This window comes from Alistipes sp. DJF_B185 (assembly GCF_964250025.1).
Classification (GTDB): domain Bacteria; phylum Bacteroidota; class Bacteroidia; order Bacteroidales; family Rikenellaceae; genus Alistipes; species Alistipes finegoldii.
In genome coordinates this window covers 104,160-119,709 of record NZ_CAXUDY010000001.1, presented here as the reverse complement: position 1 = coordinate 119,709, position 15,550 = coordinate 104,160, and the positions used below count along the sequence as shown (strand labels likewise).

The window sequence follows — 15,550 nt, the reverse complement described above, 5'->3', positions numbered from 1 at the left end:
GAAAAGCCCGAAAAAATATCGGCCGGAGGAAGCGGTTTTATGGAAAAAAACGATAACTTGCCGCCATGAAAGAGACCGTGCTCGAAAAACTCAAGGTGCTGGCCGAATCGGCCAAATACGACGTCTCGTGCGCGTCGAGCGGCGTTACGCGCCGGCATCGCGCGGGCGGTGTCGGCAGCACGGCGGGGTGGGGCATATGCCACTCTTTCACGGCCGACGGCCGCTGCGTCTCGCTGCTGAAAATCATGCTCACCAACGTCTGCATTTACGACTGCGCCTACTGCATCAACCGGCGCAGCAACGACATCCGGCGGGCCGCCTTCACGCCGGACGAGCTGACCGAGCTGACCATCGAGTTCTACCGGCGCAACTACATCGAAGGACTGTTTCTCTCGTCGGGCGTCGTCCGCAACCCCGACTATACCATGGAAAGGATGGTCCGCGTGGCGCGCGACCTGCGTACGGTGCACCGTTTCAACGGCTACATCCACCTGAAAAGTATTCCCGGTGCCAGTCCCGAACTGGTGGCCGAGGCGGGGCGTTACGCCGACCGCATGAGCGTCAATATCGAAATTCCGACCGAACGCAACCTGTTGCTGCTGGCTCCCGACAAGAACTATGAAAGCATCTACCGCCCGATGAGTTACATCCAGCAGGGGGTGCTGCAGAGTGCCGAGGAGCGCGGCCGTTTCCGCCATGCGCCCCGCTTCGCTCCTGCGGGGCAGAGCACGCAGATGATCGTCGGTGCCACCGACGAGAGCGACCGCGACATTCTGCTGCTTTCGTCGTCGCTTTATGACCGTCCCACGATGAAGCGCGTCTACTATTCGGGTTTTATTCCGGTGAATCCCTACGACAAGCGGCTGCCTGCGCTGGACAAAGCCCCGCTCGTGCGCGAAAATCGGCTTTATCAGGCCGATTGGCTGATGCGGTTCTACGGATTCCGTGCCGAGGAGATCGCCGACGAGAAGACGCCCCGGCTCGATCTGGATATCGACCCCAAACTGGCGTGGGCGCTGCGGCATCCCGAATTTTTTCCGGTCGATGTGAACCGCGCGGACTACGAGGCGCTGCTGCGCGTGCCGGGCGTCGGGGTCAAGTCGGCGCGGCTGATCGTCAGCTCGCGCCGTTACCGCACGCTGACCATGCAGTCGCTGCGGCAGATCGGCGTGGTGATGAAGAAGGCGCAGTATTTCGTCCGCTGCCGCGAGCTGACCACGGGGCAGGGGGTGAACGAACTGCGGCCGGAGCAGGTGCGCCGTCTGCTGACTGCGCCTAAACGGCAGAAACCGGATAAAAATGAAGGTCAGCTGACCCTTTTCTGAATGCGATGTTGGTTTTTCGTTACGATAAATCTTTCGACGGGCTGCTCTCGGCGCTGTTCGACGCCTATGCGATGCGGGCGTTCCCGGAGCAGCTGATCGGTCCCGGAGAGCCGGAACCGCTTTTTACGGAGCGCGTGCACGAGGTCGCGACCGATCCGGCGCACGCCGCCCGTGTCTGGCGCGGACTGGAACGCAGGCTTGTCGTCCGGGCGCGTTCGATGCTTGTCTACGCATGGCACGGGGAGCAGGAGCGGAGCGATCTGCTGATGCTGCGCTGCATGCGCCGGGTTTTCGACGAGGGCGGAGGCGTGCTGGCCGATCAGGCCGATCCCGACATGAAGGCGCTGCACCGGCTGGCGCTCAAAGTTTCGCACGAGTGCGAGCGGCTCAGGCAGTTCGTCCGGCTTCAGAAGGCTGCCGACGGCACCTATTTTGCCGCCGCCACTCCCGAACACGACGCCCTGCCGCTGTCGCTGGATTACTTTACGGACCGTTTCGCCGACCAGCGGTGGCTTATCTACGACCGGCGGCGCGATTACGGATATTATTACGACGGGCGGACGGCGCGCCGGGTGACGCTCGAAGACGACCGCGGCATGATCGCCGACAAGCTCGCCGACCGTTGGCTGGCCGAGGACGAACGGCAGTTTCAGCTGCTCTGGAAGAATTATTTCCGGGCGCTGGCGATTCCCCAGCGGATCAACGAGCGTCAGCAGCGGCGCATGATGCCCCGCCGTTACTGGAAGCATCTGACCGAAATGGAGTGAACGGGAGGTGTTGGCGCCGGGAATGAAAAAGTCCGCAGAAATAATCTGCGGACTTCGGTTTTGCGGGGCTTGCGTGTTTCACGCCTCTGGCGGAGAGGAGGGGATTCGAACCCCTGAAACCCTTTAGGGGTTTACTCGCTTTCCAGGCGGGCCAGTTCAACCACTCCTGCACCTCTCCTTGCGGTTCGCAAAGGTAATAATTATTTTCAGAATTTACCAATGATCGGCGATTTTCCGCTGCCGAAAAGATAAATTCGGCCCCTCCGGCGGCCCGGCCGTTTTGCCGGGCGCCGATCCGCAGCCGTTTTCGGAGGGGAATCCTCCCCGTCGCCGATTTAGAACGGATAGCCGATGGCCAAATGGAAACCGAGTCCGTCCTTGAAGCTGGAGATGTTGTAATAGCCCGTTTTGTCCGGATTCGGATAGGGCGTGTGCAGGCCGATTCCGAGATCGGCGCGGATGACCAGATAGCTGATGTCGTATCGCAGTCCGAAGCCCGTTCCCAGAGCGATTTCGTTGAGCAGCCCTTTCCATTTGAGTTCGGCGCCGGGACGCTTGGGGTCCTTTTTCAACAGCCAGATGTTGCCCGCGTCGAGGAAAACCGCCCCGTTCAGCCGTCCCATGATGCCGAAACGGTATTCGACGTTGGCCTCCAGCTTGAAGTCGCCGGTCTGGTCCAGATAGCCGTTGCGGTCGTCTGCGGGCGGGCGGTAGCTGCCCGGACCCAACGACCGGATCGTGAAGGCCCGGATGCTGTTGGCTCCGCCGATATAGAACTGTTCGCTGTAGGGCATCACTTCGGAGTTGCCGTAGGCGTATCCCACTCCGACGAGAAAACGGGTGGCCAGCCAGTTGTTGCGGCGTCCGATGCGGTGGTAGAACTTCACTTCGCTCACCTCCTTGACGAACTGCGAAAAGCGGTTGCCGAACAAATGCTGCGGCTGTTTGCTGCCGAACAGGCTCAGGACGCCCGAAAGGATGTTGCCGGCCGAGGTGACGCTGTTCTGCCAGTAGAAACGGCGGTTGCCGGTGCGGCCGTAGGTTTTGTCGAAGGTGTAGGTGTAGTTGATCGACGGAACGAACTGGTTGCGGAAACTCATGGCGATCGCCGGATTCTCGTCCATCGTCTTGTCGAAAGCTTCGGTCGTGTGCAGCAGTTTGTTGTAGGTCAGCTTGAATACGGTCAGCGAATGGCGGCTGTAGGGCGAAGTCTGGAAATTGTAGCCCGCCGAGCCGCTGAAGGCGATCAGCCGGAAGAAGCTGGGGCGGTTCATCAGGTCCACGCCCAGCTGGAACGTCGTGCTGCCGGGGTATCTCAGCCTGCGCGTTACGAACGACGGCAGCAGCAGCCGCGGAATGTTGAGGTTGGCGTTCAGCCCCAGTTCGTAGGAGTTGAGCCGCGACGAACGGCCCCCGGAGTTCTTGTTGCCCGTCTGCCATTCGTACGAGCCGTTCAGCTTCACGGCGAGCACCTCGCCGCCCCGGAAGAGGTTGTTGTTGCTGACCTTGAAGGTGATGCCCGGACCGATGAAGCTGTTCGACTTGGAGGTTACGTCGGTCTCCAGCGCCGCTTCCAGCGGATAGTCGAACTGGGCGTCGATGACCACGTCCAGCGTGTCGGCGCCCCGCAGCGAGTCGAGCGGCGTGACGCCCAGATTGACCGAGCGGAAAATGCCCAGTTTGTTGAGGGCGGTCTGCGTGCGGTTCTGAGCGTCCACGGTGAAGAGCTGGCCGGGTTCGAGCGAGAGCGTCCGGGAGAGTATCTTCGGGCGTATTTTCATCGGCCTTTGGGCGATGACCCGCACGTTCTGCAGGCGGAACGTATCGGCCGGACCGGGTTTGATGTTGGTGAGGCGGACCGTGATGTCGCCCACGCGGTAGGGTTTGAGGGCCACCTCCGGGACGTTCGGTTTGAGGTTCAGCCGCAGATCGACCCGTCGCCGTTCGACGGTCGTGTCGGCGAGGTATTCCATGTATTCCGGCCGGAAATAATAATAGCCCCTGTTGCGCAGCAGCTGCGATATGCGCTTGCGTTCGAGCGTCAGCGAGTCCATGTTGTACTGCGCCCCGACCCGCAGCAGGGAGGTCGCCCGCATGCTGTCGATCAGGGGCTGCAGGCTGCCCCCGGCCTGCGGGTAGGAGATGTTCGAGTAGTACCACGGCGGCGCGATGCGGAGCGTATAATAGACCTTGGCCTTTCTGCCGTGCTTGCGGTAGAGCAGGGAGTCTTCGGCTTGGGAGCCGAAATAACCGTAGTTTTCGAGCACCTGCTCGGCGACTTTGGTCCGCAGTCCGGGCTGTACCTTGGAGATCAGTACGGGCTGTTTGGCCAGCCGCTTGTAGAGCCAGTATTTGAATCCCTTCTCCTTCGGCGTGTAGAGGTAGTTGTAGACCCAAAGGCCGATCGGCAGCGGCGTGCGGAGATAGGGGCTGTAAAGCGGGTTGTTCGGGGCCACGGAGAGCGGCTCCTTCACGGCCGATTCGGCCGCTGCGGAGAGCACGACGCCCGAATCGGGTTCGATCCGGATCTTCCTAACTCCCGTGTACAGGACTTCGTCCGTTCCCAGACGCCGGGTCGTGGAACAGGCCGCCGCGAGCAGTGCGGCGCAGAGGAGTATGCAGCTATTTCTGACGCGCATCGGACTCGTTTCGTTTTTGTTTTTCCTTTTCCGCTTTGGGACGCATCGGTTTGAACAGGTCGCCCAGCCGGAGCAGTTTCTTCCGGATGACGAAGCCCACGCCCGTCTCGGTGATCTCGCCTTCGAGGATGCTTTCGTAGCCGGTGTGGCGGAAGACCTTCAGATACATGTTGTCGCGTTTGGTCAGCATGTATTCGAGCGAAATGTCGTCGATCAGGTTCTCCTTCAGGTTCTGCGACGGGTCGGCGTCGGTGCTGAACTTGCCCCCGATGACGGCGCGCACGCGGTTGCTGAAGAGACTTTTGGACAGCCGGTACGAATAATCGGTCCGCTGGCCGTTCGGGTCGTCCTCGCCGTAGGAGTCGATGCCGAAGCTGAGGTCCACGCCCTTCAGGTTGTTCTGTGCCCACTGGTTCAGCTCTTTCTGTATGAACGAGTTGAGCGGGTTCTCGGTGCTGACCTTGGCGGTCGTTCCCGGACCGGTGTAGGTGTTGTAGATGAGCAGGTTCATCGCCTGATTGGCCCGCTGTTCGGCCGTCAGCGAATTGAGCTGGTTCTGCATCGTGAGGTCTTCGGGGGCGGACAGCCCGAAGCTGACTTCGAGGTCGTTCAGCGTATTGCGGATATTGATGGAGATGTTGAAATTCACCGAGCGCGAATCCTGCCCGTCCGCGGAGACGCTGGCCCGGACGGTTTCGACCGCCGTAATGTTGAAGGCCGGGTCGGCGACGTTTCCGACCCAGTCTACATAGCTATCCGGCGTGATCTTGAATATCTTCTGGGAGATCACGGGCGGATTGTAGCGCACCGTCCCGCCCGAAAGGACGTATTTGCCTGACAGGCTGACGTCTCCCAGCGGATTCATCGTGAAGGTCAGGTTGCCGCCGCCCTGCAGGTCTATCCGGTTGCTGCCGTCGGCGGAGAGGTCCACGGCGGCTTGGACGTCGTCGTTGATGTCGACGTTCAGGACGATGTCCATGCCGCCGATCCGCACCGTCGGGGTGGCCTCGGCGAAGCTTTGGTTGTCCATGTCGCGGAACGAAACGAAGGTCACGATGTTCTGCGGACGCTCCTTCACGTCCATCGGCGAATCCTGCATGACATAGTTGATGTCGGTGTTTTTGAGCAGTGCGACGCTGCCGCGGACGACGAGTTCGTCCAGAGGGCCTTTGGCCGTCGCGTCCAGATCGAGATAGGCTTTCCCGTAGACGGCCGTTCCCTCCTTCCGGGCCACGTTCACGAACTGGAAATCCGACGCCCGCAGTGCGATGTCGGCCGTTATGCGGCCGAAGTCGGTCAGATCGACGTACCCTCCGATCGTCAGCGGGCTTTTGTTGGGGGCGGTGACCGCAAAGTCGTCGAACAGGACCCGGCTGTCGTCGATGCGGATCGTGTCGGAAGAGAGACGGAACGAAGTGCCGATCATCGGCACGCGGACCTCCGTCTGCGCGAACTGCAGGCCGCCGTTCAATTGCAGCCGTTGCGGCGTTCCGCCCGCGTGGAGCTTCCCGGAGAGGATGCCGGAGAGACGGAGCATGTCGGCGGGCAGAAAGACGTCGGCCCGCTGCAGGGGGAATCCGGGGATCGACGCCGTGATGTCGAGCGGGCTTTCCCGCTCTTTGCGGTAGTCGCCCCGCGCGGTCAGGACGTCGGCGCCGTCCAGCGTGAGCCGCACGTCGGCCTGCTGTTCCCGCCCTTGTGCATAGCGTACGCCCAGCCCGACGTCCCCGAAGCGCTGCTTGTCGTACGAGAGTCCGGCGACTGAAACGTCGCCCCGGACGGCCAGCGAGTCGGCGCCCGTGTTCAGGGTCACGGCGGCGCCCAGCACGCCGCCGACGGGCGGGGCGGAGGGGAGCATCGCCAGCGCTCCGCCGATGTTCAGCCCTGCGATGTCGAGCCGGATGCCGCGGAGCGAGTCGGTTTCCGGAACGGTATGGATCGCAAACCGCTGGTCGCCGTGAGTCATGGCGAGGTCGGCGCTCAGGTTTCCGTCGAACCGGTAGACGAGGTAATTGCCGGGATTCACCGTCCACGGCTCGGAGCCGAATACCGGGGCGAGGGGCGTTACGGACGCACGGATCAGGCTGTCGTTCCACGCTGCGTCCACCCCGAAGCGGAATCCTTCCCGGCCTGCGCGGTTCTTTTGGTAGAAATTCACCGCTCCCGTGTTCCGTACGACGTGGCCGTACACTCCCGCGAGGGCTATGTTGTCCAGATTTCCGGGGGCGTTCGCCACGCGGAGGGCGTATTCCAGCCGGCTCCCGTTCTGCACCGCGGATGCCGTCAGGGTGTCGAGAACGATGCTGCCGTAAGCCAGTTTTTCCACGCGCATCCGGAGCGATACGGGCAGGGAGTCGCAGTTCGTGCCGGCGATGTCGAGGTTGCTGAAAGCGATTCTTTTGGTTCTCAGGAAACTGCTGAGGATGTTGTCGCGTCCTGCCGAGACCCGCAGTCCGAAATCGGGCAGGACCGTTTTGAGCGAATCCATATCGACGTGTTGCGAGCGGATCTGCTGCGCCAGCACCCCGGCGCTCCGGGACGCGGCGGCGGTCAGCGAATCGAGCGGTTCGGGGGCGGCGAACGAGAGCGTCAGATCGCCGGAGGTCAGTCCGGCGCGGGTGGCTGTGGTGTCGGTGCCGAACGTGACGTTTGTCCGGCGGATGCGGTCCGTGCGGTTTTTGCTGCGGATTACGATGCTGTCCAGCGTGAGACGTGCGGCCATGCCGCCGGCATCCGAAGCGGAAGCGTCGGCGTCGAGCGCGAACGATCCGCCGATCTGCTCCGGGGTGATTCCCATGTCGGCCAGATCGAAGTCGAAGACATTGCCCGACACGCCGATCCGCTGTTCCCGCTCCGTCAGCGTTCCCGAAACGGACAGCAGCAGACGGAGCGCTTCGTCACGGTCGGAAAGACGGCCGGAGAGGTGCTGGTTTTCGAGGTCCGCATCCAGCTCTATTCCGCCGAAATCGTGGCTCCGGTACTCCCCGCGGCCGATCCGCATCCGGACGCTTCCCCGTGTCTGCGGCAATAACGGATCGAATCCGGCGCCCCCGGCCGTCAGCGTGAAATCCAGTGCGCCCAGCGAGTCGGCCGGAAGGAACCGGTTCAGCGGAAGGCTGTCGCATCGGACTTCCGCATCGTATATCTGTTTTTCCGGGTCGATCCGGCCGTTCAGCGTCAGCTGGCCGCCGTCGGCGTTCAGCGTCGAAGCGAGCGAGTAAAGTCCCCGGTCCGCGTCCGCCGCTCCGCGGAGCGTGATCCGTTCGGGAATCGTCACGCGCCGCCGCAGGGCCGTGTCGGGCAGCATCTCCAGCAGAAAAGCCATGTCGCGGAACTCCCCTTCGAAACGGGCCGCGGCTTCCAGCCGCTCCGGGGCGAGCAGGTTTTTCGCGGTGCCGTTCACCGCAAGGTCGATATGTCCGGGCGACGAGATGTCCAGCCCCGCCTTTTTGATGTCGCCCAGCGTTCCCGCCGCCGAAAGCTTGATCCGGACGATCCGGTCGTCCAGCGCGGCGGGAATCAATTGCGGATAGAGCAGTTTTATCTCCTCCGTATTCAGGCTCGCCGAGAGGTCGGCGGTCAGCGGGGTGTCGGGCGCCATTCGCATGATTCCGGCTCCGGCGTGCGCCTCGGCCCGGACGCCGGAAAGCGGCGTCGCAAGTTCGAACCCGGAGAGCGAAATGCCGGTGGAGTCCATTGCGAACGCTCCGGCGGCATTCCGTACGGACAACCCGCTGCGTTCGGTGAACGCCAGCCGGCGGATCCGAAGGGCGATGTCGGCGCCCCGGTTGTAGATCGAATCGACCGACAGGTCGAGCGGCGAGAGGACGATGAACGCCGGATCGAATCCCGCCGCGGGGCGGTGGTGCAGCGTTCCGTATTCGAGACTGTTGTCGTTCAGTGCGATGCTGCCGACCCGGACGGTCCACGGCAGGGCGGGAGCTTCGCCGTCGTCGGCCGCTGCGTCGTGGGGTGATGATGCGTTGTCGGCGGCCGCTGTTTTATCGGGGTGCGCCGCTTTGCCCTGAGTCGCTGTTTTGTCGGAGGGCGCCGCTTTGCTCCGGGCCGTCGTTTTGTTCGAGGCCGTTCTCTTGTCCGGAACAGCCGTCTTGTCCGGAGCCTTTTCTCCGGCGTCCGCCGGGGCCGTCAGGTAGGCGTATCCGCCCCTGTTCAGCAGGATGCTTTTCACGGATACCTGCCGGCTGTCCAGCAGAACCCGGCAGCTATCCACCTCCCCGTCCGGCAGCCGGACGGAGAGGTCGGTTACCGCGGGGGCGGTCCGCATCCCGAAGACGAGGTTTGCGACCGTCAGTTTCCCGACGTCGATCTGCCACGGCAGGGCCGCGGCGCTGTCCGCCTTTTCGGCGGGAGCGCTCTCCGCCGTATTCAGAAATACATCCCCGTCCGTCAGCGCGATGCGGGAAATGCCGACCGTTTTGGCCGGCAGGCCGACCCGGCAGTCATTCACGGCGAACTGTCCGGCGGCGACCTTCAGGTCCATGCCTGCCGTGGAATCTCCGTAATGCGCCGCGAGTTTTGCCAGTTCGAGACTCCGCACGGCGACCTCTTTGCGGAGCAGGGGCCACACGGCGACCTCCAGCGAAAGGTGTCCGCAGGAGAGGAGCGTGTCGCCCTTGTCGGTCAGCAGCGTATTGTCCACGGACAGCCGCAGCGGGAAGGAGAGCCGCAGACGCTCCACCGACAGGTCCATTCCGAGCGTCCGGGATGCGTAGCCGACCGCTTTGCTCCGGACGAAATCCTGAACGGCCGGGATGTAGAGCAGGGCGGGGACCAGTATCAGGACGAGGAGGATGACGAGCAGCGTCCGGAACGTATATTTCAGTATCTTTTTCAGCATTTGCAGAGTGACTGATTCCGTGTTTGTCAGGCGGCGACGCGTCTGCGTGCGATTGTCCGCCCGGTGCGCGGGGCCTGCGAAATTTCGCGCAAATTACTAAAAACCCGATGATCGGGCAAGGGCTCCGCTCCCCATAAACGGTCTCTTTTTAAACAATTATCGTCTTTTCCCTTCCCGTGTTGCCGCCGGTCGTGCGAAAAGTCGTTTAAACGTTCCGGGCGGATTCCCCGAAATCGAACCGCAGCTGCACGCACTCGGTGCAGGCTTCGGGCGAATTGCCGACCGTAAGGCCGATCAGGCGGATCTTCCGTCCGCGGAAATCGACCGCCGCCAGCAGCTCCTCGGACACCTGTCTGAGCGTTTCGGCCGAATTGACGGGAGCGAAAAGCGTCTTCGACCGGGTTATCTGGCGGAAATTGTCGAACTTGAGTTTCAGCACGACGGTCTTTCCCTTGAATTCGTGCCGCATCAGGCGGTTCCAGACCTCTTCGCGCACGGCCGACAGCTCCAGCCGCAGCTGTTCCCGGTCGTCGGTATCTTCGGCGAAGGTCGTCTCCGCGCCGAGCGATTTGCGGATGCGGTTCGGCGTGACCTCGCGTTCGTCGATGCCGCGGGCATAGCCGTAATAGCTGTGTCCGGCCTTGCCGAAATGGCGGACCAGCTCCGCTTCGTCCCGCAGCCTGAGGTCGGCGCCCGTATGGATTCCCATGCCGTGCATCTTCCGGGCCGTCACCTCCCCGATGCCGAAGAACCGCTCGATGGGAAGAGCCGCGACGAACTCTTCGATCTGTCCGGGCGGGATCGTGAACAGTCCGTCGGGTTTCCGGTAGTCCGAAGCGATCTTGGCCAGCATCTTGTTGACCGATATTCCGGCCGATGCGGTCAGTCCGGTTTCGGCGAGGATGCGGGCTTTGATCTCGCGGGCGGCGAGGGTCGCCGAGCGCAGGTGCGTCACGTCGAGGAACGCCTCGTCGAGCGAAAGAGGCTCGACGAGTTCGGTGTAGTCGCGGAAGACGGCGCGGATCTGCCGCGACACCTCCTTGTAGACGTCGAAACGCGCCGGCACGAAGATCAGGTTCGGACAGAGCCGTTTCGCCAGCGCGGAGGATATCGCCGAACGCACCCCGTAGGGCCGGGCTTCGTAGCTGGCCGTGGCGACGACGCCCCGCGGGCCGTCATGGCCGACGGCGATCGGCCGGCCCCGGTATTCGGGGTGGTCCCGCTGTTCGACGGAGGCGTAGAACGCATCCATGTCGATATGTATGATTTTCCGTTGCGTCATGGTGGTGATTCCTGCAAAGATAGTGAATAAATGCCGCTCTTTCGTCCGGTGATTTTGCGTATCTTTGTCTCCGGATTAATTCTGAAGAAAATGGCGGACGACTATTTAGGACGGAAAATGGAAGAGTATCTGGCCCGGACGGCATCGGGGCCGCGCAATCGCAGGCCGTTGGCGACGCTGGGCAGGCTGCTGCTCAAAAACCGGAGCCATCGCGGTTACGACGCGCGGTTCGTCGTGCGCGGGGATCAGCTCCGGCGCATTATCGGCGTGAATGCCAAAATCCCCTCGGCGCGGAATCAGCAGGTGCTGCGCTTCCGGCCCGTACTGGCGGACGAGGCTCCCAAAGTATTGCCCCATATCCGGCTGGGAGGGGCTTTGCCCGAACTTCATCTGCCCCTGCCGGGGACCGAGCCGAACGCTTTCATCATCATCTGCTCGACGGTCGCCGAGGACCGCTATGTCCATATCGATCTGGGCATTTCAGCCCAGAGCATGCTGTTGCAGGCGGTCGAAATCGGGTTGAACGGCATCTGCATCGGAGCGTTCGACAAGGAGCCGATCAGGCGGGAGTTCGGACTGGATGCGGAGCCGCTGCTGATTCTCGCACTCGGCAAGGGCATCGAGAAGATCGAGCTGACGGAGATCGGCTCCGACGGCGACCGCGCCTATTACCGGAAAAACGGGACGCACTATGTCCCCAAAGTCCGTCTGGAGGATCTGCTGATCGGATGATGCGCCCTCTTTCCGCGTCGGGCGGGTGGCCGTGCGGCAGCTTAAAGCTCCGTGCCGTTGGCCGCGAGGATGCCGGCGTTGAGATAGGTGGCGAAGAGTATCCAGCAGAGGTACGGAACGAAGAGCCACGCCGCTCCGGCCCGGATTTTCCCGCTCTGCGCAATGTAGGCGGCGACGAGAATGTCGAGCAGCGCGATGTCGATCATTCCCAGCAGGGGGCTTCGGCATACGAAGAAGAGGATGCTCCACAGCACGTTGAATCCCAGCTGTGCGAACCATAGCGCCATAACCCTCCGGCGCAAGGGCGAGACGGAGGTCAGAACCAGTCCGGCGGAGAGGCCCATGCAGAGGTAGATGATGCTCCATGCGATGGGAAATGCCGCATTGGGCGGCGTCAGCGCAGGTTTTACCAGATGCGGATACCATTCGCGGATCGCGTCGTTCTGCCACCATCCGACCAGCCCTCCCAATACGAAGCAGAGCAGTGTGGGAAGAATATAAGCCCAAGCCTTTTTCATCGTTCAGCCGTTTCTGATTGTGTGTGCAAAATCGGTGCCCGCCCTGTTGCCGGACGATCCGGCGGCGTGAATCCCCTGCAGGTCTGCCGGACGGTCGGCGGATAAAAGACGGGACTGCCTGAACCCGGTCAGACAGTCCCTTGCGACACTCTATCGAAAGACGAACTGCGTCGTTAGCAGTTGCCCTGCGATTTTTTGGTGTACTGGTTGTGTCCTTCGGGATTGTTGCTGCGCGATACGCGGCCCGTGGCGGACGACTGGCTTTTGGCGGTTCCTCGGCTCGTCGAGCTGGCGTGCGAGGTGGTCGTGCGGGACGACTTGGTCGCCGATTTGTTTTGTCCGGTCTGCGTGCGGCCGGCGGTCTTGTTGGTTGACTCTTTCATGACTGATAAAGAATTTAGTTTGACATTGTGCTGTCGTTCGTGCCGAAAAAACCTTTCGGCCGAAAGCAAGTTTGTAACGCCGCACTGTTGACGCAATATGCGGCGTTGCTCGGAAAGAATACAAAACGTATACCATTCCGGCCCGGCAGGCCGTTCTTTCGGCTGTTTCGGCCTATAGGGGACGCATTATTTTTTGACCCAGACGGCCAGTTTTCCTCCGTGTACCCTGAAGAGGGCCTTGCCGTCGTCTCCGATGACTATTTCGTCGTCGTAGCTTCCCGTGATCTCGTGCCACGTCTCATTGGCATGCGTTACGCCTACGGACATCACCTTTTCGCCGTCTTCGCCGTTGGAGAGCAGCAGCGCAAGTCCCGAATCCGGATGCTGCTCGTCGCCTGCGCGGGTGAACCCCACGGTGTTGGGATGGTCGAAGTAGTCGGTCTGCTCGCCGAAAGCCCGCGAGCGGCGTGCGTCGAGCAGTATGTCGAGAACGGCCCGGTGGGGCGACGCTTCGCCCTTCATGCTGTAATAGTCGCCGTAGAAGATGCAGGGGTACCCCTCCTTCATCAGCAGGATCAGGCCGTACGCCAGCGGCTTGAACCACGACTTGACCTGCGATTCGAGCGAACTGCCGCGCTGCGAGTCGTGGTTGTCCACGAACGTCACGGCGAGCGTGGGATGTTTCCGCACGAGGGTGTCGTCGAGCAGCGTCCGCAGGTCGAAATCGCGCCCCTGCTGCGAAGCGGTGAAGAGTTTGAAGTGAAGCGGCGCATCGAACAGGTCGATCTGGTGGTCCACGGCGTCGAGGTAGGCTTCCAGCGACTCGAAATCGCCGCTCCAGTATTCGCCGACGGCGTAGAACTCCTTGCCGCGCGAAGCCCGGACGCTGTGCATGAATTCGCCGATAAAGGTGTTGCGGATGTGTTTGAGCGCATCGAGACGCATGCCGTCGGCATCGAGCGTTTGGGCGATCCATGCGCCCCAGCGTTTCATCTCCTCGATCACTTCGGGATGGTCGAAATCCACGTCGTTGAAGATCAGGAAGTCGTAATTCCCGTTCTCGCCGTCTACCCCTTCGCTCCACTTCTTGCCTTCGCCTTGGATGAGGTAGATGGCCCGCTTGCCGGTCTCGTAAACCTGATCGGTTCCGGAGAAGTGGTACCAGTGCCATTTGAAGGGGGAGTACTTGTCGCCGCGCCCCGGAAAGGTATATCCGGTCCAGCCTTCGACTTCGACGGGGGCGCCGATCACCTGCTCGCGGTTTTCGGGATCGACTTCGCAGGCCATGAACTTCTCGGTGTAGTCGGCGCCGGTTTTCTGGTTCATCACCGTGTCGATATAGACCGAAATCCCGTTGGCGTGCAGCGCCGCGATCGCCTCCTCCAGCTCTTGTCGCGTGCCGTACTTGGTGCGGACGGTGCCTTTCTGGTCGAACTCGCCCAGATCGTAGAGGTCGTAGACGGCGTATCCCTCGTCCTGCTGTTCGTCGGCTTTGTAGGCCGGCGGGATCCAGACCGAGGTGACGCCGACGTCGTGCAGGTGTCGGGCGTCCTCTTTCAACTGCGTCCACAATTTACCGTCATTGGGCAGATTCCATTCGAAATACTGCATCATTACTCCGTTTTTCATAAATATATGTATTTGATGTTTGCGGTATTTTGCTGCAAAGCGCATGCAAAACAGGAAGAACGCTCCGGCTGAAATTCCGGAGCGTTCACACCCAGCGGGCTGACGGGATATTTAGTCCTGTTCGACCGGCTGGCGGCGGGACGCCTTGGTGTCTTGCGGTTCGTACTCGCACCACCGGAGGTTCTTCTCCGGCGTCGCCTTGCGGATTTCGCCGCTGCGCTCCTTGCTGAGTTTCTTGTCCGCACTGCGCACCGAAGCTTCGGTGCGGGGTGTTCCCTGCGGTTTGAGCTGCGTGAGTCCGTCGGTTTCGAGCACCTGCTCGCGCGGGTCCTCGACATAGAGCCACTCTTCGCCCAGTCCGGTGCTTTCGCCCTCGTTCCACGGGCCGCGGGCATCCTCTCCCGTCGAATGATTGGAGTAGATGTTGCTGTAGCGGGGATCGCTCTGGAGCACTCCCGGCGGGAAGTTGGGCTGGATGGTCCCCAGCGCCGCTTCGAACTGCTGGAAGTGCGCCACTTCGCGTGTCATCAGGAAGTTGAGCGTCGCCAGCACGTCTTTGTCGTCGGTGAACTGCATCAGGTATTCGTAGACGATCTTGGCGCGCGATTCGGCGGCTATGTCCGAACGCAGATCGACCGTCAGGTCGCTGTTGGCATTGACGTAGGAGCCTTGCCACGGCACGCCGTTGCTGTCGGTGAGACGCGGACCGCCGCCCGTCAGTACGCCGAACTGCGGATTGATCGAAAAGGCCGAATGGATGAAATCGTCCTTCGAAATGCTTTCGCCGAAGACGTCGTTGCGCTCGGCCGCATCCTTCAGGTTGCCGTTGACGCCGGCGAGCAGCATCTGGATCGTGGCGCCGACGATTTCGAGGTGGCCCAGCTCTTCGGTGGCGATATCCATCAGCATGTCGTATTTGTCCGGATAGGGGTTGTGGCAGGCGAACGCCTGCACGAAATACTGCATCGCGGCTTTCAGCTCGCCGTTGCCGCCGCCGAATTGTTCGAGCAGCAGCCGCGCGAAGCGGGGATCGGGTCTCGACACCCGCGCTTTGAACTGGAGTTCTTTGGAATGGTAAAACATATATTCGCTGTATTAAGTTGAACATGCCGGAAGCCGGCCTGACTATTGTTTCTGCTTGAGACTCTCCTCGTTCATGCGGCTTCCGATGCTCTGTTCCCGGTCGGAGCCCTTCTCCTCCCAGTACGAGCCTTTCTTCGAGCCGTATTGCTCCTTGTTGTCCGGCTGTGGCCGGTAGCTGCTGCCTTCGGTGCCGCCTGCGTGCATGCCGCTGTTGTCGCGGTTGTGGCTCCGGCTGTCGAGGTCGTTCGTATTGCCGTTTTGCATCGGGGCGCTCTGCGTATCGTTTTGCTGTTCACGGCTTTCGCCGTGCATCTGGTTTGTCTTGTCCATAATC

11 protein-coding genes and 1 tRNA gene are annotated in these 15,550 nt (G+C 61.7%); 3 read left to right on the top strand and 9 right to left on the bottom strand.

Annotated features, from left to right (window positions below; all coding sequences use genetic code 11):
* The first annotated feature begins 65 nt into the window (after positions 1–65).
* Positions 66–1,325: a putative DNA modification/repair radical SAM protein gene (locus tag ACESTR_RS00490; protein WP_022044143.1), complete on the top strand. Its 1,260-nt coding sequence runs from the start codon at positions 66–68 to the stop codon at positions 1,323–1,325.
* A 5-nt stretch (positions 1,326–1,330) separates the two neighbouring features.
* Positions 1,331–2,092, top strand: coding sequence for a TIGR03915 family putative DNA repair protein (locus tag ACESTR_RS00485; protein ID WP_014775514.1), 762 nt, complete (start codon positions 1,331–1,333; stop codon positions 2,090–2,092).
* An 87-nt stretch (positions 2,093–2,179) separates the two neighbouring features.
* Here the strand turns inward: ACESTR_RS00485 and ACESTR_RS00480 are convergent.
* The 4 genes from ACESTR_RS00480 to dinB all read right to left on the bottom strand — a co-directional run bounded on the left by ACESTR_RS00480 (position 2,180) and on the right by dinB (position 10,871).
* Positions 2,180–2,270 (bottom strand) — tRNA-Ser (locus tag ACESTR_RS00480).
* 157 nt (positions 2,271–2,427) lie between these two features.
* Entirely contained in the window at positions 2,428–4,731 is a 2,304-nt protein-coding gene (locus tag ACESTR_RS00475; protein WP_217729544.1) for a BamA/TamA family outer membrane protein, read from the bottom strand.
* A complete protein-coding gene (locus ACESTR_RS00470; protein WP_373178669.1) occupies positions 4,715–9,589 on the bottom strand; it encodes a translocation/assembly module TamB domain-containing protein in 4,875 nt (1,624 codons plus the stop codon). The genes ACESTR_RS00475 and ACESTR_RS00470 overlap by 17 nt, the downstream gene beginning before the upstream one ends.
* A gap of 205 nt (positions 9,590–9,794) precedes the next feature.
* A complete protein-coding gene (dinB, locus tag ACESTR_RS00465) occupies positions 9,795–10,871 on the bottom strand; it encodes a DNA polymerase IV (protein ID WP_195559191.1) in 1,077 nt (358 codons plus the stop codon).
* 90 nt (positions 10,872–10,961) lie between these two features.
* Here dinB and ACESTR_RS00460 point away from each other — a divergent pair, with 90 nt between their 5' ends.
* The gene (locus ACESTR_RS00460) at positions 10,962–11,603 is read left to right on the top strand and encodes a nitroreductase family protein (protein ID WP_279066838.1); all 642 of its coding nucleotides are present in this window, start codon (positions 10,962–10,964) and stop codon (positions 11,601–11,603) included.
* A 41-nt stretch (positions 11,604–11,644) separates the two neighbouring features.
* On the opposite strand, the gene ACESTR_RS00455 is transcribed toward ACESTR_RS00460, so the two are convergent.
* From ACESTR_RS00455 to ACESTR_RS00435, 5 genes are all read right to left on the bottom strand, one after another.
* Positions 11,645–12,121, bottom strand: coding sequence for a TspO/MBR family protein (locus ACESTR_RS00455; protein ID WP_009597169.1), 477 nt, complete (start codon positions 12,119–12,121; stop codon positions 11,645–11,647).
* A 173-nt stretch (positions 12,122–12,294) separates the two neighbouring features.
* Positions 12,295–12,504 carry a hypothetical protein gene (locus ACESTR_RS00450; protein ID WP_009597228.1) on the bottom strand — a complete coding sequence of 70 codons (210 nt, stop codon included), beginning with the start codon at positions 12,502–12,504 and terminating at the stop codon, positions 12,295–12,297.
* A gap of 186 nt (positions 12,505–12,690) precedes the next feature.
* Entirely contained in the window at positions 12,691–14,133 is a 1,443-nt protein-coding gene (locus tag ACESTR_RS00445; protein WP_014775518.1) for an alpha-amylase, read from the bottom strand.
* A gap of 111 nt (positions 14,134–14,244) precedes the next feature.
* Positions 14,245–15,216: a manganese catalase family protein gene (locus ACESTR_RS00440; protein WP_009597216.1), complete on the bottom strand. Its 972-nt coding sequence runs from the start codon at positions 15,214–15,216 to the stop codon at positions 14,245–14,247.
* A gap of 42 nt (positions 15,217–15,258) precedes the next feature.
* Positions 15,259–15,546 carry a hypothetical protein gene (locus tag ACESTR_RS00435; RefSeq protein ID WP_014775519.1) on the bottom strand — a complete coding sequence of 96 codons (288 nt, stop codon included), beginning with the start codon at positions 15,544–15,546 and terminating at the stop codon, positions 15,259–15,261.
* Positions 15,547–15,550 lie beyond the last annotated feature (4 nt).

What these genes read in the sequence shown, in the direction of transcription:
- ACESTR_RS00435 (WP_014775519.1), bottom strand. Translation starts at nt 15,546, where the DNA reads ATGGACAAGACAAACCAGATGCACGGCGAAAGCCGTGAACAGCAAAAC.
- ACESTR_RS00460 (WP_279066838.1), top strand. Translation starts at nt 10,962, where the DNA reads ATGGCGGACGACTATTTAGGACGGAAAATGGAAGAGTATCTGGCCCGG.
- ACESTR_RS00445 (WP_014775518.1), bottom strand. Translation starts at nt 14,133, where the DNA reads ATGAAAAACGGAGTAATGATGCAGTATTTCGAATGGAATCTGCCCAAT.
- ACESTR_RS00440 (WP_009597216.1), bottom strand. Translation starts at nt 15,216, where the DNA reads ATGTTTTACCATTCCAAAGAACTCCAGTTCAAAGCGCGGGTGTCGAGA.
- ACESTR_RS00450 (WP_009597228.1), bottom strand. Translation starts at nt 12,504, where the DNA reads ATGAAAGAGTCAACCAACAAGACCGCCGGCCGCACGCAGACCGGACAA.
- ACESTR_RS00485 (WP_014775514.1), top strand. Translation starts at nt 1,331, where the DNA reads ATGTTGGTTTTTCGTTACGATAAATCTTTCGACGGGCTGCTCTCGGCG.
- ACESTR_RS00490 (WP_022044143.1), top strand. Translation starts at nt 66, where the DNA reads ATGAAAGAGACCGTGCTCGAAAAACTCAAGGTGCTGGCCGAATCGGCC.
- ACESTR_RS00455 (WP_009597169.1), bottom strand. Translation starts at nt 12,121, where the DNA reads ATGAAAAAGGCTTGGGCTTATATTCTTCCCACACTGCTCTGCTTCGTA.
- ACESTR_RS00470 (WP_373178669.1), bottom strand. Translation starts at nt 9,589, where the DNA reads ATGCTGAAAAAGATACTGAAATATACGTTCCGGACGCTGCTCGTCATC.
- dinB (WP_195559191.1), bottom strand. Translation starts at nt 10,871, where the DNA reads ATGACGCAACGGAAAATCATACATATCGACATGGATGCGTTCTACGCC.
- ACESTR_RS00475 (WP_217729544.1), bottom strand. Translation starts at nt 4,731, where the DNA reads ATGCGCGTCAGAAATAGCTGCATACTCCTCTGCGCCGCACTGCTCGCG.